The sequence below is a fragment of the Bacterioplanes sanyensis genome (assembly GCF_014652515.1).
Taxonomy (GTDB): Bacteria; Pseudomonadota; Gammaproteobacteria; order Pseudomonadales; family Oceanobacteraceae; genus Bacterioplanes; species Bacterioplanes sanyensis.
Genome location: NZ_BMYY01000003.1, coordinates 33,484 through 54,871 on the forward strand (window position 1 = coordinate 33,484; position 21,388 = coordinate 54,871).

General features: G+C 53.6%; 18 protein-coding genes and 1 other RNA gene. 16 read left to right on the plus strand and 3 right to left on the minus strand.

Annotated features, from left to right (window positions below; translation table 11 throughout):
- Positions 1 to 3 precede the first annotated feature (3 nt).
- Positions 4 to 2,400, minus strand: coding sequence for a Lon protease family protein (locus tag IE090_RS05995; protein WP_189387465.1), 2,397 nt, complete (start codon positions 2,398 to 2,400; stop codon positions 4 to 6).
- Between the two features lie 170 nt (positions 2,401 to 2,570).
- Between IE090_RS05995 and ybfE the strand changes: the two genes are divergently transcribed.
- The 14 genes from ybfE (at position 2,571) to IE090_RS06065 (ending at position 14,018) form a co-directional block, all read left to right on the plus strand.
- Entirely contained in the window at positions 2,571 to 2,849 is a 279-nt protein-coding gene (gene ybfE / locus IE090_RS06000; protein WP_189387466.1) for a LexA regulated protein, read from the plus strand.
- 119 nt (positions 2,850 to 2,968) lie between these two features.
- Positions 2,969 to 3,466, plus strand: coding sequence for a hypothetical protein (locus IE090_RS06005; RefSeq protein WP_189387467.1), 498 nt, complete (start codon positions 2,969 to 2,971; stop codon positions 3,464 to 3,466).
- 69 nt (positions 3,467 to 3,535) lie between these two features.
- Positions 3,536 to 3,632, plus strand: an RNA gene (ffs, locus tag IE090_RS06010) — signal recognition particle sRNA small type.
- An 82-nt stretch (positions 3,633 to 3,714) separates the two neighbouring features.
- Positions 3,715 to 5,583 (plus strand): DNA polymerase III subunit gamma/tau, encoded by a 1,869-nt coding sequence (dnaX, locus tag IE090_RS06015; RefSeq protein WP_189387468.1) that lies wholly within the window; start codon positions 3,715 to 3,717, stop codon positions 5,581 to 5,583.
- A 32-nt stretch (positions 5,584 to 5,615) separates the two neighbouring features.
- Entirely contained in the window at positions 5,616 to 5,942 is a 327-nt protein-coding gene (locus IE090_RS06020; RefSeq protein WP_189387469.1) for a YbaB/EbfC family nucleoid-associated protein, read from the plus strand.
- Positions 5,943 to 5,946: 4 nt separating this feature from the next.
- Entirely contained in the window at positions 5,947 to 6,453 is a 507-nt protein-coding gene (locus tag IE090_RS06025) for a toprim domain-containing protein (protein WP_189387470.1), read from the plus strand.
- Complete coding sequence (gene rnd / locus IE090_RS06030; RefSeq protein WP_189387471.1) at positions 6,441 to 7,595, plus strand: ribonuclease D; 1,155 nt, start codon at positions 6,441 to 6,443, stop codon at positions 7,593 to 7,595. The genes IE090_RS06025 and rnd overlap by 13 nt, the downstream gene beginning before the upstream one ends.
- Positions 7,596 to 7,597: 2 nt before the next feature.
- The gene (locus tag IE090_RS06035) at positions 7,598 to 7,888 is read left to right on the plus strand and encodes a YcgL domain-containing protein (RefSeq protein ID WP_189387472.1); all 291 of its coding nucleotides are present in this window, start codon (positions 7,598 to 7,600) and stop codon (positions 7,886 to 7,888) included.
- Positions 7,881 to 8,318, plus strand: a complete 438-nt coding sequence (locus tag IE090_RS06040) for a YcgN family cysteine cluster protein (RefSeq protein ID WP_189387473.1) — start codon at positions 7,881 to 7,883, stop codon at positions 8,316 to 8,318. The genes IE090_RS06035 and IE090_RS06040 overlap by 8 nt, the downstream gene beginning before the upstream one ends.
- A 1-nt stretch (position 8,319) precedes the next feature.
- Positions 8,320 to 8,682 (plus strand): hypothetical protein, encoded by a 363-nt coding sequence (locus tag IE090_RS06045; RefSeq protein WP_189387474.1) that lies wholly within the window; start codon positions 8,320 to 8,322, stop codon positions 8,680 to 8,682.
- Between the two features lie 215 nt (positions 8,683 to 8,897).
- Positions 8,898 to 9,566, plus strand: coding sequence for a YEATS-associated helix-containing protein (locus IE090_RS06050; protein ID WP_189387475.1), 669 nt, complete (start codon positions 8,898 to 8,900; stop codon positions 9,564 to 9,566).
- A 134-nt stretch (positions 9,567 to 9,700) separates the two neighbouring features.
- Entirely contained in the window at positions 9,701 to 11,917 is a 2,217-nt protein-coding gene (locus IE090_RS06055; protein ID WP_189387476.1) for a vWA domain-containing protein, read from the plus strand.
- Between the two features lie 72 nt (positions 11,918 to 11,989).
- On the plus strand, positions 11,990 to 12,832 hold the full coding sequence (locus IE090_RS06060; protein WP_189387477.1) for an AAA family ATPase: 843 nt from the start codon (positions 11,990 to 11,992) through the stop codon (positions 12,830 to 12,832).
- 4 nt (positions 12,833 to 12,836) lie between these two features.
- Positions 12,837 to 14,018, plus strand: a complete 1,182-nt coding sequence (locus IE090_RS06065) for a vWA domain-containing protein (protein WP_189387478.1) — start codon at positions 12,837 to 12,839, stop codon at positions 14,016 to 14,018.
- 23 nt (positions 14,019 to 14,041) lie between these two features.
- On the opposite strand, the gene IE090_RS06070 is transcribed toward IE090_RS06065, so the two are convergent.
- A complete protein-coding gene (locus tag IE090_RS06070; protein WP_189387479.1) occupies positions 14,042 to 14,515 on the minus strand; it encodes a MaoC/PaaZ C-terminal domain-containing protein in 474 nt (157 codons plus the stop codon).
- A 1-nt stretch (position 14,516) separates the two neighbouring features.
- Entirely contained in the window at positions 14,517 to 15,458 is a 942-nt protein-coding gene (locus IE090_RS06075) for an alpha/beta fold hydrolase (protein WP_189387480.1), read from the minus strand.
- A 273-nt stretch (positions 15,459 to 15,731) separates the two neighbouring features.
- Between IE090_RS06075 and IE090_RS06080 the strand changes: the two genes are divergently transcribed.
- Positions 15,732 to 17,411 carry an AMP-binding protein gene (locus IE090_RS06080; protein WP_189387481.1) on the plus strand — a complete coding sequence of 560 codons (1,680 nt, stop codon included), beginning with the start codon at positions 15,732 to 15,734 and terminating at the stop codon, positions 17,409 to 17,411.
- Between the two features lie 68 nt (positions 17,412 to 17,479).
- Positions 17,480 to 21,379 carry an ATP-dependent RNA helicase HrpA gene (gene hrpA / locus IE090_RS06085; protein WP_189387482.1) on the plus strand — a complete coding sequence of 1,300 codons (3,900 nt, stop codon included), beginning with the start codon at positions 17,480 to 17,482 and terminating at the stop codon, positions 21,377 to 21,379.
- The last annotated feature ends 9 nt before the right edge of the window (positions 21,380 to 21,388 follow it).

Sequence of the window (21,388 nt, forward strand, 5' to 3'; positions counted from 1 at the left end):
CGCTTAACCTTTGTCGTTGTTCGGGCTCTGTGCCGCTTGATACATGGCTTTTAGGCGCGCTACCACGTCGGCATTGATGCTGCCTTTAGGGAACTTCCCTGCGGCGTTGGCGGTGCCCGCTTTGCGTTGCAACAACAGGCTCAAAGCTTGGTCGACGTGGCGGACAGCATGGATATGAAACTGTCGGTTGGCCACCGCTTCCACCACTGCTTGGCTTAAAACCAAGTTGCGTTGGTTGGCCGCTGGAATGATCACGCCTTGCTTACCGGTCAGGCCGCGGGCTTGGCATAAGCGAAAGAAACCTTCGATTTTCTCATTGGCGCCGCCGATGGCTTGAACCTCTCCGTACTGATTGACCGAGCCAGTCACAGCGAACGACTGTGATACTGGGCTCTTGATCAGCGCAGAGATGAGACACACGAGCTCAGCTAGGGAAGCGCTATCGCCATCGATGTAGCCGTAAGACTGCTCCATGGCAATGTGGGCGGTCATGGCAAGTGGGAAGTCCAGTGCGTAGCGATGGCCGAGAAAGCCGCTGATGATCATCACGCCTTTTGAATGAATGGCCTGCCCCAGATCAACTTCGCGCTCAATGTCCACCACGCCTCGGGTGCCAGGGAACACAGTGGTGGTAATGCGCGCCGGTGAGCCAAAGCTGGTGTCGCCCAGAGACATGACGGTCAGGCCGTTGATGTTACCGATGGCAGTACCGTCGGTTTGTAACAACACCGTACCCTCCAGCATTTGCTCAAACAGTTTGTCGTATACGCGCCCAGTGCGCTCTTTTTTGGCATTGAGTGCACGCTCGATATGGTGTGCTTCAATCTGTTGGTCGTTGGCCATTTGACGCAAAAAGTCGGCTTCAGATAATAGGTCAAACTGCTCGCCGATGCGGGCACTTAAAGCATCTTGACGCTCGGCTAGGCGCGCACTGAACTCCAGCATGCGTACCATGCCGCCGTGGCTCATATGGGCCATTTGCTGCTCATCGATGCGACTGCGCAGCAGTCGAGCATAGGCGTGAATATGGTCGCTATCGGCTTGCAAGTCGCCGTCGAAATCAACCACAGCTCGGAACAGACGACGGAAATCCTCATCGTACTCTTGCAGTAAATAGTAAATTTGGCGTGAGCCAATCAGTACCAACTTCAGCTGCAGTGGAATGGTTTGTGGCAACAGGGTTGTGGTGTTGAGCATGCCTAGGTCGGCGTAGGGGGATTCTATTTTCAACTGGCCAGATTGCAGTGCGCGCTTCAGCGCTTCCCATACCAGTGGCTCAGACAAAACCTTCTCGGCATCGACTATTAAGTAGCCGCCGTTGGCGCGGTGGAGGGCGCCTGGGCTAATGCGACGGTAGTTGGTGACCAGAGCGCCTTGCTCGTTGGCGTATTCAATGCGGCCGAACAGGTTGGCGTAGCTTGGGTGCGGCTCGTAAATAACGGGTGCGCCACTGTTGGATTGGTGGCGGGTAACGATGTTGGGCAGCAGTGCTTCTTCCAGAGAGCTGCGTTTGTTGTACTCCTCGCGTAACTCTAACATGCGCTCTTCAATCAGCTCCTCTAGTACCAAGCGCGGTAGGTGTGCTTCGACATCGTTGAGGTAATCGCTCATGGCCGAATGGTCAGCAAACTGCTGACGCAGCGGTTCGAGTAGTGGAGCAATGGCTTCTTTGATGGTGACCTGATTCAGTTCGCGTAATGAGTTGGACGATTCGCGCTTCCATTGCGGCAACTCGGATAACTGTTCGCCCAGCATCTGCTCCAGTTCAGCAATGGTGTTGTGGAACTCGTCACGCTCTGCTTCGGGTAGCTGTGCAAACTCCGTCTCATCCAATGCTTTGCCTTCCCGCATGGGGGTAAAACTAATCGCAGATGAATCACGATATACGGCCACGCCGCGCTTGTGTGCTTCGCGCTCGATCTGTTCGATGGCCTTGTCATAGCGACGGTTGAAGGCGTAGTCGATGGCGGCTTTTTTTTGCTGGTAGGACGGGTGTTCGAAAGCCGCAGGAAAGGTGGCTAAGAGCTGATTGATCAGCTCATGAATATGCTCTTGGTAGCGTTGAGCTTCATCGGGTTGCAGTTTTAATGCGCGGGGCTCGCGCGGGTTGTCGAAATGATTGACATAACACCAGATGTCCGGGGTTGTTTGGCGTTTGCCTTCATTGCGTAGGTACTCGCGCACATATGAGGAGCGGCCCGTGCCCGTTTCTCCCATGACAAAGATGTTGTAGCCGGGGCGTTTCATGGCGACGCCAAACTGAATGGCATTTACCGCCCTTTCTTGACCGAGTACCCCTTGAAAGGCGTCGAGCTCAGCGGTGCTGGCTGGTAATCGGTTTGAATCCAGTTGGTGAGTCAGTTGGTCGCTGCTTAGGCGAGTATCTGAAAGCGATGGCATTAGCGGTGTTTATCCTTTTTAACAAGCCAAAAACGTCGGCTGGTCAGTGACAGTTCAGCCCAGTAACGAGTGATAGTAGCGGCCTGACCTACGCCCCGGCAAACCTTCTGCTGTCAGGGCGTTGCAATTGCTTTGCAGGCTTGGATAATGTGCGCCCCCTTGGAGTCCGTATGTCTGTACAGCCTGAAGATAGAACCACCATCGATATGTTTGCGGCACGCCGTCGAGGTCGTCCGCGCAGCAACCCTTATGATCGCTCATTGCAATGTCGAGTGAACAAGCGCAGCCAACGTCAGCGCGACAAAGCGCGTGGACTGAAACGCTTGGAAGTAAAGGTGCCCCACGCCATTGTCGAGCATTTGGACGATGCTTGTGAGCAGCTGCAGTTGAATCGCGCCGAAGTTATGGAGCTTGCCCTGCGCCATTGGTTGCATTTGGGCGACGACTGATGGTATCCGAGCTTATCTGCTACAAAGCATGTGAGCATTTGTCCCAATAGCACAACTGCGAATTGTGTTAGCACAGCACTGTCGCTATGCTCGGTACAAACTTACCAAGGATCCCCTTTATGCAATGGATGCGTTTGTCTTTGTTATTGGCCTCGGTGGCGGCCTCAGGTAGCCTCTTAGCCTCCCATCAGCATGAACTGGCCCAACCGGTTCCACTCTATAGCAACCCAGCTTTAGCTCTGTCCGTGCGACATACAGATAGCGGCTGGCAGTTGCTGCTGTGCCACAATGACGCTCGTGAGTTACAAACGCAGCATCCATTGGTGTTGTCCGTTGATGGCGAATTTATGCGTCTGTCGTCGGCGGGGCAAATGGTTGAGCGAGAAGGTTATCAGTGTCACGCTTTTCGTACTCGATTGGAGCGGTTGCAGCGCATGGCAGAGGCCCGACAGGTGTTGTTGCGTGCCTTTTTTGTAGAGGGGCGATTAGACACCCGAGTAACGGGCACCGAAGCGGATTATTTGACCCGTCCACGCTTGTTGGGACCCTTGGGGCAAATTGGCCGCTTCATTGATAACAGCAGTGTGGCTGAAAATTCGCTTGTAAGTGGTGGATAAACGCTTGATTTTTCAATGAGTTTTGCTATTGTTCGCGTCCTCCGAGTAATCGGACGTTGTGGTGGCCCTCATCGGTCCCCTCGCAACGATAAGCTGTAAACCCCGCCAGGCCCGGAAGGGAGCAACGGTAGCAGTGGACTCGTGTGCCGGGGTGTGGCTGGTGGGGGTCATCTCCATTTCTGTCCTGACAATCTTTTCACGACGCGCTAAGATGGCGCCCATCTTTGTTTTCCGGTAGCGGAAATTTCATGAGTTATCAGGTACTTGCGAGAAAATGGCGGCCTCGGAGCTTCGCTGAAATGGTGGGGCAGGAGCATGTTCTCAAAGCCCTTATTAATGCCTTAGACGAGCAGCGTTTGCACCATGCCTACCTGTTTACCGGCACCCGTGGCGTTGGTAAAACCACCATTGCTCGTATTCTTGCCAAGTGCCTTAACTGTGAGCAGGGCGTTAGCTCCGTGCCGTGTGGTGAGTGTGGGGCTTGTCAGTCTATTGCTGACGGTCGTTTTGTTGATCTGATTGAAGTCGATGCGGCTTCACGCACCAAAGTCGAAGATACACGCGAGTTACTCGATAACGTTCAGTATGCTCCAAGCCAAGGGCGTTATAAGGTCTATCTGATCGACGAAGTGCATATGCTGTCGACCCACAGTTTTAACGCCTTGCTAAAAACGCTGGAAGAGCCTCCCGAGCACGTAAAGTTTTTGCTGGCAACGACGGATCCGCAAAAGCTGCCCGTGACCGTGCTGTCTCGCTGTTTGCAGTTCAGCCTCAAAAATATGACACCCCAGCGCATCGTTGATTATCTAGCACAGGTGCTAACGGCAGAAAATGTCGGCTACGACGAGCCCGCCCTATGGCAGTTAGGACGAGCAGCTCAGGGCAGTATGCGTGATGCGCTGTCATTGACGGATCAAGCCATCGCTTACGGACACGGTGAAGTCACTGAACAGCAAGTTGTGGCTATGCTCGGCACTATGGATCGTGGCCGCTTGTTTCGTTTGGCGCAGGTGATGGCAAAGGCCCATGCCGCAGATGTGTTAGCGGAAGTCGCCGATATGGCTGAGCACGGTCCAGATTATGATGAAGTGTTGCAAGGCCTGATGCATATTTGGCACCGTACGGCGTTGGCGCAAGTCACGCCGGATGCCGTTGATAATGCTGAAGGCGATCGTGAAGCGATCTTGCAGTTGGCCGTTAATATGACGCCAGAAGACGTACAGTTATGCTACCAAATCGCCGGTAGTGGTCGTCAGGATTTAACTTTGGCACCCGACCCACGCCAAGGTTTTGAGATGGTGTTGCTGCGCATGTTGGCATTTCGCCCAGCGCCGACAGCTCCGCTGGAGTTGGATTTGCTCAGTTGTTTGGAATCCCCTACAACAGAGCGCCAAAGCGACGAAAAAAAAAATCCTAACGCCCGCCAGAAAACCCTTGCACCGTCGCCACTAGCAACACACCCTGGCACGCCAGAGCCGACGCCAGAGCCGACGCCAGAGCCGACGCCAGAGCCGACGCCAGAGCCGACGCCAGAGCCGACGCCAGAGCCGACGCCAGAGCCGACGCCAGAGCCGACGCCAGAGCCGACGCCAGAGCCAGAGCCAGAGCCAGAGCCAGAGCCAGAGCCAGAGCCAGAGCCAGAGCCAGAGCCAGAGCCAGAGCCAGAGCCAGAGCCAGAGCCAGAGCCAGAGCCAGAGCCAGAGTTACAACCCACAGCCAAGCTGGCCGAGCTTACCTCTCATAATTGGTGGCAATGGGTTGAGCAGTTGCCACTGGCGGGTATGACCGCTGCCATTGCCCGTAGCTGTGCACTGGTTCAGGTTGATGGCCAGCACTACCAATTTGATCTGGACCCAGATAACTCGGCGTTGTACAACGACGCCCAGCGCCAGCGCCTGCAAGAGGCCTTGGCCAGTAAGTTGGGTGTCGTCCAAGTCAGCGTTGAAGTACGGCCGGTACGCGGCGAAACGCCTGATCAGCGTCGCCAGCGCTTACAACAAGAGGCATGGCACAGCGCATCGCAAGCCTTGTCGACTGACCCAGCTTTACAGCTGCTGTTGCAGCAGTTTAGTGCCACTATTGACGAATACAGCATTCAGCCACTGCAGTCTGACTGATGTGGCTGGCCACTAAATAAGAGGAAATCACCATGATGAAAGGCGGAATGGGCAACCTGATGAAACAGGCCCAGAAGATGCAAGAGCAAATGCAAAAGGCGCAAGAAGAACTGGCTAATGCAGAAGTTCAGGGCGAAGCCGGTGCTGGTTTAGTTAAAATCACCATGAACGGCCGCCATGATGTCAAACGCGTTGAAATTGATGATGCCGTTATGTCTGAAGACAAAGAAATGCTGGAAGACTTATTGGCCGCTGCCGTCAACGATGCGGTGCGCAAAATCGAGCAGCGCAATCAGCAGGAAATGGGCAAGCTGACCGAAGGTATGGGTCTGCCAGCGGGCATGAAACTGCCATTCTAATGTTATGGCATTGGCGCCGGCACACCAGCAGTTAATACGAGAGCTGCAGCGCTTACCCGGCGTTGGGCCTAATGCGGCCGCCCGTTGGTCCGAGTGGCTGCTGACGAGGGGCAATGGTACAGGCTTGGCACAGGCGCTCTCTGAGGCGCTAGCTGCAGAGCACTGTCAACAATGTCGGCGCTTGGCTTCGGGCCCACTTTGCCGAGCGTGTGAGCAGGTCGAGGAACCACTGCGGCTGGCGGTGGTGGCCTCAGAGCAGCAGGCAGACAAGTTACTGGCTACGGGTTATCCCGGTTACTGCTTTATATGTCACGGCCGGCTTTCGCCCAGCCAAGGGGTGGGCCCAGAGGCGTTGGGCTTCATGCACTTGATTGACCGAAACTGGCAACGCGTTGATGCACTGTTTGGTCGTCAGGTTGAAGACCAAGCGACGGTATTGTATTTGCGCCAGCTCTTTCACGGACGTGCCGATGTCCATCACATTACAGAGGAGGACGGGTGGCAGCGTTAAAAATTCCTGAGCCTACCTGGCTCACGACCAATGCGGCTTTGGCAGAAGCCTGTCACGACTGGCTGCGTGAGCCTTACCTGGCTGTCGATACCGAATTTGTGCGCACACGCACGTATTTTCCTCAGGCAGGCCTGGTGCAAGTCGCCAGTCGTCAGGGAAGCTACTTAATTGATCCATTGACGATCAATGATTGGCAGCCATTGGCTGAGGTGTTTGAGCATCCGTTGGTGGTCAAGGTGTTTCATGCTTGCGCCGAAGATCTTGAAGTGTGTCGCTTACTGACCGGTGTCGTGCCATCACCATTGGCCGACTCACAGTGGGGGGCCGCGCTGGCTGGTATGGGCGGCTCATTGGGGTTTCAGAAAATGGTTAAAGAGTTGCTGAACCTCAACCTGCCGAAAGAGGAGACGCGCTCGAACTGGCTAGAGCGCCCCTTGCGTCCAGAGCAGGTGCGCTACGCTACGGCCGACGTGCACTATTTGCACAAGCTCTACCCCAAGCTGATTCGGCGGCTAAAAATTTTGGGGCGTGAATCTTGGTTGAGTGAGGACTGTCAGCGCTGGGTGCAGCAAGCGTTGGCCCCTGATGATTTGAGCAGTTTATACCGTCGCATTAAGCTCGCTTGGAAGCTAAGGCCGCAGGAGCAGCTGGTGTTGCAGCAGCTGGCGGTGTGGCGTGAGCAACAGGCACGTGCTCAAGATGTGCCGCGCGGTAAAATTGCCGATGACCAAGGTTTGTGGAACTTGGCGCGTTTTAAAGCAAAAAACCGTGACCAGCTCGCTAAAGCGGGCATGCGCCCAGCGCTGATTCGTGAGCACGGTAAGGATGTTTTAAAAATAATTGATCAGGCGCTGCAACTGGATCGGCAATACTGGCCCGCTGCCCTCGACAAACCCTTGTCGCCGTTGGCCGGTCAGTGGATGAAAAAACTGCGCCAGGCGGTCGCCGAAAAAGCCGAGCTGTTAGAGTTACCGGCCGATGTGCTGGCTAAAAAAAAGGCGCTGGATGTACTGCTGCGATCTGGCTATCCTCGCGGGCCCTTCCGTTTGCCGGATGAGCTAAGCGGCTGGCGACGGGCAGAAATTGGAGATTACTTGGTACGACTGCTGGAAGAGTGCGGTCGTGGCGAGACAACAGGCTAATTATGAGCAAAGTGTTATGCGACGTATACAAGTCGCGCAAGAAAGACGAAACCTATTTGTATGTGGCTCGCCGCGATGGCATGTCGCAAGTACCTGATGAGCTGAAAGAACTGTTTGGTGAAGCGCAACTGGCGTTGACCATGATCATAACACCGGACAAAAAGCTGGCGCGCACTGACGGCGCACGAGTACTGCAGCAAATCGACGAGCAAGGCTACTACCTGCAGCTACCGCCGCCCCGTGAAACCTACATGCTGGATCTATTTTGTAAGCGTGATGCCGACGATGACTGAGCCTTTTTGGCAGCGTAAAACGCTAGAGCAAATGACACCGTCAGAGTGGGAGTCATTGTGCGATGGCTGCGCTAAATGCTGTTTGCATAAGCTAGAAGATGAAGACACGGGTGATGTTTATTACACCGATGTGCACTGTCGCTACCTCAATACTGACAACTGTCAGTGCACTGTCTATGAACAGCGTCAGCAAAAGGTGCCGCACTGCGTGTGGTTAACACCTGAGCAAGCGCACGAGTTTTTTTGGCTGCCAGACACCTGTGCCTATCGCTTGTTAGCGGAGGGCAAGCCGTTGCCGTCTTGGCACCCCTTGATTACCGGCGATGCTAACAGCGTGCATCAAGCGGATGTTTCATTGCTGGGCAAGGGTGTGAGTGAAACTCAGGTTAACGAGCAAGACTGGGAAGATCACATTATCTGGAAAGCATAATATGGCAATCATGATGGAATACTGGCCGTTTTGGCTGATCTATTTGCTCGCCGCTGCCATCGGCTTGTGGTGCTGGGGTCAATGCTTTTTCTGGCTGCGCTCCAGTGAAGCGCGACGAGTGATGTACGCCGTGGGCGCTGTGTTGCTGTTGACGCCGGCTCCGGCAGGCGAAGGTTTGAGTCATCTGGCGCCGGCGCTGGTGGTGGTGCCGTTTGCCTGGTTGGATGGCAGCTTAGAGCAAGCGATGCCGGCACTTAACTGCTGGTTGGCAGCCTTGGGCATAGCGGCTGTGGTGTTGGCGCTCAGGGCGTTGTTGGTTTATTTCACCAGTGCCAACGAAGACGACAGTGAGCACTCTGCTTAACCTATCTCATTTCTAATCAGGGGTGTTGATCGTTTTTTATTCAGCTCGCCCCTGACTTTTCTTTTTTTTATTACTTTTCTGGCTAACTCCCAAATCTTTGCTAATTTTTACAGCAGGCGTTTACACGGTTCCCGGACGCTGAAGCATTGGGGCTTCCCCTCATGGAGCAATGGACCGCTGCGGCTCGATCCGCTGCGTAGGAAGAGGTTGGAAATATGGCAAATCATATTTTTATTCTGGCGACGGTAATGCTGCTGGCCGGTATTTTTGGCGGGCTGGTGAATTATTACCTCTACGGTGATAAAGACCCAGATGCAGCCAGCCTGCCGCGCTTTTTGGTGGTTGGGGTGGGGGCGTCTTTCCTAGTGCCAGTAGTGCTGGATATGGTCAACAGCGAGCTAGTGCTAGAAAGCCAGGGTGATCCATCGCGGTTGTTGATTTTCACTGGCTTTTGTTTGATTGCCGCGCTGCTCAGTCGCTTCCTGATTGATAACCTATCCGACCGAATTCTTAATGAAGCACAAATGGCAAAGCAGCGCTCGGAAGAAGTGCAGCAAAACTTACGTACCATGCAAACTGAGTTGCTGCCTTTAATTGACACCGAAACCGAGCAGGACGCTTCCCAAGGCGATCCAGAGTCGGTTCAGATCAACGAAGAGCTGGATGTCACTTCCACCCAAGTGCTGCGCATTCTGGCCAGTGGCCGTTTTATTTTCCGCTCGCTGGGCGGGGTCTGTCGCGAGGCCAACGAAGAAGAATCCACCATTTTAAAAACCTTGAATGTTCTGGTAGTGAAAAGCCTGGCTGGCAAGGTCAGCGGCAAAAATGGGGTGCGCTGGCACATCACGGAGAAGGGGCGCCGGGTGTTAGAAAACAACTTGTAGTTCGGTTTCCAAGTGTTAGAGCGGTGAATGAATCAGGGCACCTGCGGTCAAGCAGTGTGCCCTTTTTACTGCAAATTACAGTCCTGCGCGCTGTGGCCGATAATGACAGTATTGTGAAGTAGAAGGGGAGTGCTATGCAGCACTGGCTCAGCCGATCATTGGTCGGTTTGCTGTTACTGATGAATCTGGTTTGGTCTTTAACAGCGTCGGCTAACGAAACGCCCGCAGATGTGCGCATCATTGTCGATATATCCGGCAGTATGAAGCAAACGGACCCTGACAACCTGCGCGTGCCGGCCACCAACTTGTTGATCGAGTTAATTCCCGACGACTCTCAAGCCGGCATTTGGACCTTTGGCCGCTTTGTGAACATGCTGACGCCGCTGGCACAAGTGGATGATGCTTGGCGACAACAAGCGCGAGCAGATGCGCAAAAGATTAACTCGGTTGGCTTGCGCACTAATTTGGTTGAGGCCCTCGATAAAGCGCGCTGGCAACTCGCGCCAGACTCCGGCTATCAACAAAGCATCATTTTACTTACCGATGGCCGTATCGATATGGCCAGTGGCGCTAACGCTGAGCAGGTCAATCAAGCCGAGCGCCAACGCCTTAGCAACGAAGTGCTGCCAGCCTATGCTGCCGCCAATGCACGCATCCATACGCTGGCGCTGTCTGACGCGGCCGACAAAGACATGCTGCGGCAAATTGCGCTGGAAACCGGTGGCCTGTATCAAGAAGCGATCAATGCCGACGAGTTGCTGGTTGCCTTCCTGCGTGCCTTCGATCGTGCCGTGCCTACCGAGCAGGTGCCGATGGTGGACAACACTTTCACTATTGATGACAGCGTGACCGAATTTACGGCACTGATTTTTAAGCGCTCAAGTGATAAGCCGGTGCAGCTGTTATCGCCGTCTGGAGAGGTGTTGAATGTCAGTAACAGTGCAGAAAATAGCCAAGTGCGCTGGCATGAGGAGTTAAACTATGACCTCATCACAGTTACCGCGCCAGCTGCTGGGGATTGGCAAGCAGACGCTGACATCGACCCAGAAAACCGAGTACAGGTGTTGACGGATTTACGCTTACAAGTCAATGGCCTGCCAGAAACGATCTTTGCCGGCTACCCTGTGGACTTGGATATGGCCCTGACCAATCAGGGCGAGACCATTACCGAGCCTGCCTTGCTTCGCCTAACGGATGTGAGTATCAAAGTCACCGCCCCTGATGGGCGCATTGGTAGCAAGCTGTTGTCAGACCCTGAAAGTCTGCCGCCCGATGGCGTTTATCGTGAATCCTTGTCACGTCTGGCGCAGCCTGGTACCTATCAATTGGAAGTCACCGCCAGCGGCCCGACCTTTCAGCGCCGCCAGCAGTTAACCGCCACTTTGATGGAACCACTGCGTATTCGCAGCCGTGAGGATCATCAGCAGCAACAGGCCAGTGTTAGCGTTGAGCCGTTAGTGGCGAGCATTGATACGGGGTTGTCTCGAATCATCGCGCGCGTCATTTCCCCAGATGGCAGTTCGGTGATTCAGTCGATGGAGTTTGATACCGCGCAGCAGTCTTGGCGGCTGCAGTTAATGCCGGCCGAGGGGCCGGGTCGGTATGAGGTGGAGCTAAATGTACGCGGTGTGACGGCCAGTGGCACGACCTTTAAAACCCGCCCTGAGCCCTTAAGTTTTGACTTTCCGCTGCAAGACCCAAACGCCCCCGTAACTGCTAAGCCTGATGTTACCGAGCCCGCTGTATCTGAGCCTGAGATTGAACCAGCTCCGGCGACATCAACCGCAACGGTAAATGCTCAGCCTGAGTTAGCGCCAGCAACACCAGCAAAAGCACCGGCTGCCAAGCCACAGTCTCAACCTGAGCCAGTTGAGCCGGCCGTCGATAGCGAGCCTGAGTTGGTTGAGCCGGTAGATGAAGCCATCGAAGACGAGGGGGGGATTGCTTGGTGGGTTTATTTGCTGCTCGCGGTGGGCAATGCCAGTGTTTTAGGCGGCGCTGCTTGGTGGTGGCTACGTCATCGTCGTCAGCAAGATACGGAGGCGTTGACCCAAACCGATGCCCATGAGAGCCATTTGCCGCCTGATCTGGAAGCGCCGGAGCTGAGTGACGATGAGCTGGGCGGCAGTTTTGATAGTTTCGACGGCTTGGACGAAGAAGAAATTCAGCCACAGCCAGAGGCGCCAGCAGGCATGGGGAGTGACACCGATATTACCCCAGACTCCCTCGACGATGAGTTTTCCATCGATCCAGACGACAACGCAGCGCCCGATTTAGAGGATGACTGGGGCGAGTTTGATGTCGACGATGAGCTCGGCAGTGAGCCCGACGACACGCAAAAGCCTGATTGAGCCTCTCTTGCTGTTGCAAGGGGGGCTCCTTATACTTTCTGCCTACTTAAAATTACGTAACCTGAGGTGGGTATGAAGTTCGAGGGCACTTCTGAATATGTGGCGACGCCCGAGTTGCAAATGGCGGTGAATGCCGCCATTACTTTGCAGCGGCCGCTGCTGCTGAAGGGTGAGCCTGGCACGGGTAAAACCATGTTGGCAGAGCAGCTGGCCAAATCATTGGATACGGAATTGATCCAATGGCACATTAAAAGCACCACCAAAGCCCATCAGGGGTTGTACGAGTACGATGCGGTGTCCCGCTTGCGTGACTCACAGCTAGGTGACGATAAAGTGCACGATATTGCCAATTACATTGTCAAAGGCAAGCTGTGGGAAGCCTTTACTGCTGATAAACCGGTGGTGCTGTTGATTGATGAAATCGACAAAGCCGATATCGAGTTTCCCAATGATTTGTTACTCGAACTCGATCGCATGGAGTTTTTTGTATATGAAACCCAAGAGCGAGTGGTTGCCAAGCACCGGCCTATTATTCTGATTACTAGTAACAACGAAAAAGAGCTACCAGACGCTTTTTTGCGCCGTTGTTTTTTCCATTACATTGATTTCCCAGATCGCGACACCATGCAAAGCATTGTGGATGTTCACTATCCGGGCATTAAAGCAGATCTGGTACGCGAAGCGCTGGAAGTCTTTTTTGATGTGCGCAAAGTGCCGGGCCTTAAGAAAAAGCCATCGACATCTGAGTTGATTGACTGGCTCAAATTGTTGTTAGCCGATGATCTAGGCGCGGAAATGCTGCGCAATAAAGATCACTCTAAAGCCATTCCTCCCATGTACGGCGCACTGTTAAAAAATGAGCAGGATGTGCAGCTACTAGAAAAGCTGGCATTTATGAGCCGCCGCAAAGGCTGACCTTATGCTAATCGATTTTTTCGAAACCGTGCGACAGGCTCGCGTGCCGTGTTCGGTACGTGAGTATTTGGACCTTATTGAGGCTGTACAAGCACGTCTGGCGTTTGCCGACATGGATGATTTTTATGCCATTGCACGCTTATGCCTAGTTAAAGATGAAAAGCATTACGATAAGTTCGACAAAGCCTTTGCCGCGTATTTTCAGGGGTTGGAGCTACCGCCGGACTTCTTGACCGAAGCGGGTATTCCAGACGATTGGATGCGCAAAGAGTTTGAGCGCCTGCTGTCGCAAGAAGAAATGGATAAAATCGAGGCGCTGGGTGGTTTAGACAAACTGATGGAGGAGTTTCAAAAGCGTCTAGAGGAGCAAGAGAAGCGCCATCAGGGCGGTAATCGCATGATCGGTACTGGCGGTACGTCACCATTTGGGGCCAATGGCTATAACCCCGAAGGCTTTCGCATTGAGCAAGGCAAATCACGGCACAAAAAAGCCATTAAAGTCTGGGAAAAACGCCAATATCGCGACTTGGATGACAGCATTGAGCTTGGCATTCGCAATATCAAGGTGGCGCTGCGACGGCTGCGCAAATTTGCGCGCCAGAGCGCAGCAGAAGAGCTGGACATGGACGATACCATCGGCTCGACTGCAAAAAATGCCGGCTTTCTCGATATCAAAATGGTGCCTGAGCGTCACAATGCGGTGAAAGTGCTGCTGTTTTTTGATGTCGGTGGGTCGATGGACCCTCATGTGCGTACTTGTGAAGAACTGTTTTCAGCGGCGCGTACCGAGTTCAAACACATGGAAACCTTTTACTTCCATAATTGCTTGTATGAGTCGGTGTGGCAAAACAACGTTCGTCGCATGAATGAGCAAACCAAGACCTGGGATATTCTGCGCAAGTACGGGCCAGACTATAAAGTTATTTTTGTTGGCGATGCCATGATGGCGCCGTATGAAGTGACCCACCCGGGCGGTAGTGTTGAGCACTGGAATGAAGAGGCGGGTGCCGTTTGGCTACAGCGGGTGCAGCAGCACTACGACAAAACTGTTTGGATTAATCCAGCACCGCAAGCCTATTGGGGGCAGGGTGGCTCGCTCGGAGCGATTCGTTCAATTTTTGCCGATCATATGTACCCACTCACGCTGTCAGGTCTTGAAGATGCGATGAAGTATCTAGCGAAATAAAAAAGCGGCCGTGCCGCTTTTTATTAGCTAACACTCACCTCTGGCAGAGCAGGAGCGGGTAGCGTTTGCTTCTCTTGCGGCGCCATCACCGTAGCTTCGCCTTCGGCCACGACTTTACCGTTCTGGTTGGTCACACTGCAGCCTAGCGTCACAATCGGCTTGCTGTCGTGTTTGCTGGTGACGGTGAGCGTTACGGTGAGCTGGTCGCCTAGCATGACGGGCTTTTTAAACGACAAATTCTGACCCAAGTAAATTGTGCCTGGGCCGGGAAGTTGTGTGCCTAACACGGCAGAAATCAAGGCGCCGGTATACATGCCGTGTGCGATTTGGCCTTTGAACATGGTGGTGGCGGCGTACTCCGCGTCCAGGTGTACGGGGTTGCGATCACCCGATACGGCGGCAAATAATTGCAGATCGCGCTCGGTCACTGTTTGTTCGCGCGTTGCTTGCTCGCCAACTTCAATTTCATCAAATGTGCGATTGGTCAAGGTATCCATATTAAACTCCCTGTTGATTTAGCCACTGCAGGATATCGTTACGCACCTGATCGGCGTTAATTTCATTCAATACTTCATGACGTGCATCAGGATACAGGGTGCAGGTGACATTGTGATGACCTGTTTGGCGGAATTGTTGTGCCAAACGCTCCACGCCCTTACCAAACTGACCCACTGGGTCGCGATCGCCAGCGATAAGGAGAACCGGGAGGTCTGCGCGAATGCTGCTTAAGGCATTGGCTTGGCTGATTTCAATTAATCCAGTCATTAAGTCGGCCCATAGCTGCGCACTGCACAGGTGGCCGCAACGCGGATCATCAACATAGGCCTGTACTTGCTGTGCATCGCGTGACAACCAATCGAAAGGTGTTTGCGCCGGTTTAAAAGCGCGATTAAAACTGGCGAACGACAGAGTGTTCATCAGGTCGGATAAGTGCCTTGGGCCTTTGAGCTTGGCTTGTACTCGGGCCACCGTACGTGCCAGCTGATAAAGCCACGGCGATTGATAATTGCTGCCGCTGAGTATCAGGCCTTGCAGTTGCTCGCTGTGACGCCTAGCAAACCCTTGTGCAATAAACGACCCCATAGAATGGCCGAATAAAATTACGTTGTTTTGCTGGCACTGTTGCTGGACGAGCACTATGTCGTCGATGACTCGCTGCCAGCCATGCTGATCGGCAAAGTGCCCTAATGGAGCACGCTCGCCATGGCCACGGTGGTTGTGGCTGATGACGGCGTAGCCTGCTGCGATCAGAGTCTCTACTAGGGGTTGGTAGCGCTGATGGTGTTCGGCCATACCGTGGGTGATGTGAATCACTGTATCGGCGTCGGCTGTGTTCCAATAGCTGGCGCTGACGGTTTGGCCATCGTTACAGGTCAATGGCAAGTGCTGCGGTGCCGTTGCGGTGGCAGAGGGAGTGTCAATCGAAGCGTGATGAGTCATGTTGTGGTCGTTGTGTTATTGGATGGGCTTACCATGGCGTTGAATCAACATTTTGTAAACTGTACAGCTGTTCAGCACCATTGGCGCATCCGTAATAGTGCGCAGTTGCGGGGCAGTAAGCTTGCGGATGACCTGTTTTGCCGCACTGTTAGAAAAACGGTACACTCCTGCTGCTTTTTTTGACCCGTTGCCAGTGGGGAGCCGGCAGCTTGGTCTCGTGACTTTTAATGCCTTGGCGCTCAATCAGTTGGCCAGGGTGGCTCAGGAGGCAGTATGAACGAACAGTTTTTTCAGGAACGTTACCCCGAGGGATTCCCGACGGCGATAGACCCCGACAAATATGGCTCCGTGGTGGAGATCTTTGACGGTTTCGTTAAAAAATTCAGTGATCGCCCCGCCTTTACCTGCTTAGGTCAGACGATTACTTACCGCGAGTTAAATGAAAAAAGTGCTGCCTTCGCTGCCTATCTGCAGAATGAAACCAGTTTGCAGCCTGGCGATCGTATCGCCGTGCAGTTACCTAATGTGTTGCAATATCCAATTGTGGTATTCGGTGCAATGCGCGCTGGTATGGTCGTGGTCAACACCAACCCACTGTACACCGAGCGTGAGATGGAGCACCAGTTCAATGACTCGGGTGCCAAAGCTCTGGTGGTGCTGGCCAACATGGCGTCCAAAGCAGAAAAGGTGCTGCCCAATACCGGTATCAAGCATGTCATCGTTACTCAAGTAGGGGACATGCACGATGGCTTAAAGCGTTTGCTGATCAATGGCGTACTCAAATACGTCAAAAAAGAAGTACCCGCCTACACTATTCCCACTTCAGTAGGGCTGCGTGATGCGCTGGCTAAAGGCAGCTCGCACCGCTTTACGCCGGTACAAGTGAATCGTGATGACGTTGCCGTGTTGCAATACACAGGTGGCACGACGGGTGTAGCGAAGGGAGCGATGCTGACCCATCGCAATTTGATGGCCAATATGATGCAGTGCCATGGGTTATTTACCATGATTCTGGAAGAAGGTCGTGAAACCGCCATTGCGCCACTGCCTCTGTATCATATTTATGCCTTTACCGTGCATTGCATGGTATTACTGGAAACCGGTAACCATTCGGTACTGATTCCCAACCCACGTGATATTCCTGGCTTTGTGAAAACCTTACAGAAAAGCCAGTTCAGCGCGTTTGTGGGGTTGAATACACTGTTCGTGGCCTTGTGTAACCGCGAAGATTTCCGCGCCTTGGATTTCAGTGGGCTGAAGCTCACCATTTCTGGTGGTATGGCTTTGACCAAAGACGCAGCGGAGCAATGGCAAAAGGTCACTGGCTGTGACATTGCTGAAGGTTTTGGTATGACCGAAACCTCGCCCGTGGTGTCATTTAACCCGCCGGGCCACATTAAACTCGGCACCATTGGCATGCCGGTGGCAGGCACCTTGTGTAAAGTCATCGATGAAGATGGCAACGAGCTGCCTGTGGGAGAGCCTGGCGAATTATGTGTTCACGGCCCGCAAGTGATGAAGGGCTACTGGCAGCGTCCTGAAGCGACGGCCGAAACCATCAGTGAAGATGGCTGGTTAAAAACCGGTGACATGGCGGTCATCATGGACGACGGTTACATGAAAATCGTCGATCGTAAAAAAGACATGATTATTGTTTCGGGTTTCAATGTTTACCCGAACGAAGTTGAAGACGTGGTGGTATCACATCCCGATATTCTTGAAGCGGCTGCCGTGGGTGTGCCGGATGCCAAGAGCTCCGAGGCTGTGAAAGTGTTTGTGGTGTCGTCTAACCCAGATTTAACCGCTGCTGAAATTACCAGCTGGTGCCGTGAGCGCTTAACGGCTTATAAAATACCGCGTCATATTGAGTTCCGTGACGAGCTGCCCAAAACCAATGTGGGCAAAATCCTGCGCCGCGAACTGCGCGATGAGGAGTTGAAAAAACATAACTAGCGTCACGGTTATGGAAAAGCAACGCCCTGAGCCTTCTCGGGGCGTTTTTATTTGTTCAGGAGTCCGCCTTGCAGGCATCCACTCAAGCCGATATCAAAGCTCTGCATCAAGCCATTGATCAGTGTTTATTAAAAGATCAGTTTGCTGCGCGTCGCAGTGTGAAAAATATTCAGCAGCGCTTGCAGCAAGGCAAAGCCATTGATCAGGCATTGCAGCAGCTGTTAAAGCGTATCGAAACTAGCCAGGCCGCCCGTGCTCGGCGCAGTCAGCCGCTGACGTTATCCTACCCTGAAGGCCTGCCGGTCAGTGAGCGGCGCGAAGATATTTTACAGCTGCTGCGTGAGCATCAAGTCATTGTGGTGGCCGGCGAAACCGGCAGTGGTAAAACCACACAGTTGCCCAAATTATGCTTAGAAGCGGGGCTGGGGCAGGCAGGTCGAATTGGCCATACTCAACCGCGCCGGTTGGCTGCGCGCTCTGTTGCCCAGCGCATTGCCGATGAGCTGCAAACGCCATTGGGCGATGTGGTGGGCTATCAGGTGCGCTTCACTGACCAGAGCAGTGATGACACTCGCATTAAGTTAATGACCGACGGTATTTTGCTGGCGCAAACTCAGCACGATCGTTTTTTGAACGAATACGATGCCATCATCATCGACGAAGCCCACGAGCGTAGTCTGAATATTGATTTTCTGATTGGTTATCTCAAGCAGCTGTTGCCGAAAAGACCCGATTTAAAAATCATTATTACGTCTGCAACCATCGATCTAGAACGTTTTTCTCAGCACTTTGATAACGCGCCCATCGTTGAAGTCTCAGGGCGTACCTACCCGGTGGAAACGCGCTACCGTCCTTTGGTGCGTGACGATGAGCAAGCCGAAGATCAAACCCTGTTTGAGGGCATTGATGCGGCATTGGCTGAACTGCGCGAAGAAGATAAGCGCAACGGCCATCCGGGTGATGTGCTGGTGTTTTTACCGGGCGAGCGAGAAATTCGTGAGTGTGCTGATTATTTGCGCCGCCAGTCTTTGCCCGCAACGGATATCTTGCCGCTCTACGCTCGCCTCAGTGCAGCCGATCAGCAAAGAATTTTTCGCCCCCATGGCGGTCGGCGGGTGGTGTTATCCACCAACGTGGCCGAAACCTCTTTGACGGTGCCTGGCATTCGCTATGTGGTCGACTCCGGCGTTGCACGATTAAGTCGTTACAGTTATCGCAGCAAAGTACAGCGCCTTCAGGTTGAGGCCATTTCACAAGCCAGTGCTAATCAACGCGCCGGCCGCTGTGGCCGTACCGCACCTGGCGTCTGTATTCGCTTGTACGAAGAAGACGATTTTAACGCCCGCCCAGAATTTACCGACCCAGAAATTCGCCGTACCAATTTGGCGGCAGTGGTGCTGCAAATGCTGCACCTGAAGTTGGGTAAGTTGCAGTCATTTCCGTTTGTCGATCCGCCCGATGAGCGTTTTATTCGCGACGGTTATAACTTGCTGGCGGAACTGGAAGCGGTGGATGCGCAGCAGCAATTAACGCACATCGGCCGGCAAATGGCGCGCTTGCCGCTTGATCCGCGGGTATCGCGCATGTTGCTGGAGGCGCAGAAGCAGCAATCATTAACCGAGGTAATGGTCATTGCAGCAGCGCTGTCGGTACAGGACCCGCGTGAGCGGCCGGCTGAGAAAAAACAAGCGGCGGATGAAAAACACCGTCAGTGGCGCCATGATGATTCTGATTTTCTGACCTTGGTGAACTTGTGGCAGGGCTATGAGCAGCAACGTCAGGAGCTGAGTCAGAACCAGCTGCGCAAATGGTGTCAGAAAAACTATTTGTCGTTTATGCGTTTGCGCGAGTGGCGTGATACGCACCGTCAGCTGCATATTTTATGCAAGCAGCTGGAGTTAAAGGAAAACTCCGAGCCTGCCAGTTATGAAGCGGTCCACAAAGCCTTGTTGGCGGGTATGTTGAGTCAAATTGGTTTTAAAACCGAAGGCAGCGAGTACTTGGGCGCGCGCAACCGTAAATTGGCCATTTTTCCTGCGTCTGGATTGTACAAAAAGCGGCCCAAATGGATTATGGCCGCCGAGTTGATGGAAACCTCACGCTTGTTTGCGCGTGAGGTCGCCATGATTGAGCCGCAATGGGTCGAAGACATTGGTCGGCCGTTATTGAAATACCAGTATTCGGAGCCCCACTGGCAGCAAAAGCGTGGTCAGGTATTGGCATTTGAGCAGAGCAGTTTGTACGGCCTGGTGGTGAATCCACGCAAGCGCGTCGATTACAGCAAAACCCACCCGCAAGAGGCACGCACTCTGTTTATTCAGCATGCGTTGGTGGAGCAGCAGTTGGGCAGTCAGGTCGCTTTTTATCGCCACAATGTGGAGCTGCTCAAAGAAGTGACCGAATACGAGGAAAAATCCCGCCGCCGCGATCTGGTGATTGATGATCAGGTGCTGGCGAACTTTTATGATCGCCACTTGCCAGCGCACATCAGCTCACGTCGGCAATTAGAAAGCTGGTGTAAAAAACACCCCAAAGAGCAGCAAGCGTTAAAATTTACGCGGGAATTTTTGCTCAGCCCTGAGGCGGCGGGCATTGGTGTGGCAGATTTCCCTACCGAGCTTGAGTGGCAGGGCATTTATTACCCGCTGAAATACAGCTTTGCACCGGGGGCAGAAGACGACGGTATTTCGCTGCAAGTGCCGGTGGCCATGTTGCAGCAATTGCCGGGTGCACGAATTGAGTGGCTGGTGCCTGGTTTTATCCAAGAGAAAGTCGTGCAGCTGATCAAAGGCTTGCCCAAAGCCAAGCGCAAACAATTTGTGCCTGTGCCGCAAACGGCAGAGGCATTTTTGCAGCACGTGGCCTTCGGTCAGGGCAGTTTGCTGCAAAGCTTATTGGATTTTCTCAATCGTACGGCGTGGCCGAAAGTCGAGCGTGACGAGTTGTCGGTAGCGGATCTTCCTCAGCATTTGACGATGAATATCCAAGTGATGGACGACGGCCAGCTGGTGTGTCAGGGGAGAGATTTAACCGCGCTGCAGCAAGAGTTTAGCGGTGCCAGTCAGTTGCAAGTACAAACCCTGGGGCATGCGGACTATCAACGTGATGGCATTGAGCGTTGGGATTTTGGCGATTTACCAGAAGTGGTGGAAACGGATTTAAACGGTTTACCGGTGCGTGCTTTTCCATGCTTGTTGTTGCAAGGACATGACTTGTCGCTGACGGTAGAAGCAGACCCAGGTGTGGCCGAATCACAGCATCGACGCGCGGTGGTGCAGCTGTACCGAAGAATGTTTGCCGCTCAGGAAAAAACTTTACGCAGTGATTTGCAAAAAGCCGTGGGCTCACGCTGGCTGCAAGCGAAGGGCCTAGGCACTCAGCAACAATTGGCAGAGTCGCTATTAGCCGCTGTGTTTCGTCAGGTATTTGTGCCGTATGAGGAGCCGGCGCCACGCACGCAGCAGGTTTTTGAAGAGCGCCAGCAACGCCGTGCGCAACTGCTTGAGCAGGGCAGTGTGATGATCGAGCAGTTTGATCAGTGGATGACACTGCGCCACGGCATTCTTAAGTCGATGGGCGGGGCGGTCAGCCTTGATCGAGCGATGGCGTACAGCGACGTGAAAGCACGGCTAGAAACCTTGCTAGCCCCCGGCTTTATGGAGCAAACGCCATGGCAGCATTTGCAGTGTTTCACGCGTTATTTGAAAGCCATGGCCTATCGCTTAGATAAACTGCAAGGCAATCTGGCGCGTGATCGCCAATCCATGCTGGAGTTTGAGTCGCTTGAAAAGCCCTATTTGGAGCTGATTGCTGGCCATGATGTGCCGCCGCTGAGTGAGGTGGCGGAGTTTGGCTGGCTGCTGCAAGAGTGGCGGGTGTCCTTGTTTGCTCAGCCGCTGGGGGTGCGCGAGCCGGTATCACTGAAACGGTTAAAAGCGCGCTGGGAGGCGCTGGATAAGACGCTGTAAAAAATTGAC

Coding starts and splice junctions, on each gene's coding strand:
- IE090_RS06025 (WP_189387470.1), top strand. CDS start 5,947: ATGGCATTGGCGCCGGCACACCAGCAGTTAATACGAGAGCTGCAGCGC.
- IE090_RS06065 (WP_189387478.1), top strand. CDS start 12,837: ATGCTAATCGATTTTTTCGAAACCGTGCGACAGGCTCGCGTGCCGTGT.
- dnaX (WP_189387468.1), top strand. CDS start 3,715: ATGAGTTATCAGGTACTTGCGAGAAAATGGCGGCCTCGGAGCTTCGCT.
- IE090_RS06050 (WP_189387475.1), top strand. CDS start 8,898: ATGGCAAATCATATTTTTATTCTGGCGACGGTAATGCTGCTGGCCGGT.
- IE090_RS06070 (WP_189387479.1), bottom strand. CDS start 14,515: ATGGATACCTTGACCAATCGCACATTTGATGAAATTGAAGTTGGCGAG.
- IE090_RS06020 (WP_189387469.1), top strand. CDS start 5,616: ATGATGAAAGGCGGAATGGGCAACCTGATGAAACAGGCCCAGAAGATG.
- IE090_RS06035 (WP_189387472.1), top strand. CDS start 7,598: ATGAGCAAAGTGTTATGCGACGTATACAAGTCGCGCAAGAAAGACGAA.
- IE090_RS06080 (WP_189387481.1), top strand. CDS start 15,732: ATGAACGAACAGTTTTTTCAGGAACGTTACCCCGAGGGATTCCCGACG.
- IE090_RS06040 (WP_189387473.1), top strand. CDS start 7,881: ATGACTGAGCCTTTTTGGCAGCGTAAAACGCTAGAGCAAATGACACCG.
- ybfE (WP_189387466.1), top strand. CDS start 2,571: ATGTCTGTACAGCCTGAAGATAGAACCACCATCGATATGTTTGCGGCA.
- IE090_RS06055 (WP_189387476.1), top strand. CDS start 9,701: ATGCAGCACTGGCTCAGCCGATCATTGGTCGGTTTGCTGTTACTGATG.
- IE090_RS05995 (WP_189387465.1), bottom strand. CDS start 2,400: ATGCCATCGCTTTCAGATACTCGCCTAAGCAGCGACCAACTGACTCAC.
- IE090_RS06045 (WP_189387474.1), top strand. CDS start 8,320: ATGGCAATCATGATGGAATACTGGCCGTTTTGGCTGATCTATTTGCTC.
- IE090_RS06075 (WP_189387480.1), bottom strand. CDS start 15,458: ATGACTCATCACGCTTCGATTGACACTCCCTCTGCCACCGCAACGGCA.
- IE090_RS06005 (WP_189387467.1), top strand. CDS start 2,969: ATGCAATGGATGCGTTTGTCTTTGTTATTGGCCTCGGTGGCGGCCTCA.
- IE090_RS06060 (WP_189387477.1), top strand. CDS start 11,990: ATGAAGTTCGAGGGCACTTCTGAATATGTGGCGACGCCCGAGTTGCAA.